General features: G+C 34.0%; 1 protein-coding gene. It reads right to left on the reverse strand.

Features of this window, described 5'->3' with window-relative positions:
- Positions 1-171: 171 nt before the first annotated feature.
- Positions 172-597 (reverse strand): hypothetical protein, encoded by a 426-nt coding sequence (locus HU137_RS12885; protein ID WP_182044264.1) that lies wholly within the window; start codon positions 595-597, stop codon positions 172-174.
- Between the last annotated feature and the right edge of the window lie 388 nt (positions 598-985).

Here is a 985-nt window from a genome sequence, read left to right on the forward strand (position 1 = left end):
GCTTGGATTTAAGATAGTCAAAAATGGAGGGAATTCTAAATCAATTTGAATTTTGCTGCGCTTAGAGAGCTTTAAAATCGGTCAGATTTTCTTGGTTTTTTGTGAATTTTATCAAAAAAATGGAGTTGTGCAACGGCTACCATTGTTAGCAGCTGCCAATAAATTAAGACATCAATGTGCCGAACCAAAAATACTTAAAGAATCAGCTTTTAAAAATTGCGGTGCAACGTCAGAGAAAATTACACTATCGCATTTCGCATTAAGATAGAATGCCGCCGATTGACTACTTACTTCACCATTACGAGTCATTGCACTTATATTAACCGCAATTCCCCAACCATCAACAATTTTGTCTTTATCTTCTGAAAATGAAGAGTTATTTCTGTCTTTTGGATCAGTAGAAACTTTCATTTTTTTGGGAGGAAAGTAACGCACTGCATTGTATGTTTCAGGTTGATAAAATGTGCGCTGTACATATTTTTTGATTGCAATTTCCGAGTCAGATTTGTCAAACTGGTTACAACTAGAAAGAACTAATAGAGCAATGATTAATCCAGTGATAGATTTGTATACATTAAAAAGCTTTTGTGAATTCATTTTTTTTGGAATTATTATTTAATTTTTCAAGATACATAAACTAGCATAATAGATGGTAATCGAGTTATACGCATCGGCGCCTTGGTTGCTGCTAACGGTCTCGTATAACCGTCAGTTACGGGTTTAAAGTTAATAATTTTCGGTTAAGCACAGACGTTAGCAATTCCGAGTGGATTCGGACGTAGTCGAATCCGCCGTAATTGCGGTTATACATTGTCCCTGTTGCACAACTCCTGATCAAAAGTAGACAAAGAATTAAAACCCACAAATAAATTGATTGAAAATTGATATAAAACACTTCAAATCAATTGTTTGAGTGATAATTTTTATGTAAATTAGTACATGCAAGGACGAAAAGAATTTAGGCCAAAATTGTTTTATGAACTGA

Origin of the sequence: Moheibacter lacus (assembly GCF_014042165.1) — a bacterium.
GTDB classification, from domain to species: Bacteria; Bacteroidota; Bacteroidia; order Flavobacteriales; family Weeksellaceae; genus Moheibacter; species Moheibacter lacus.

Bases quoted from the DNA above. Each gene is read 5' to 3' on its own strand.
- HU137_RS12885 (WP_182044264.1), bottom strand. From the start codon at position 597: ATGAATTCACAAAAGCTTTTTAATGTATACAAATCTATCACTGGATTA.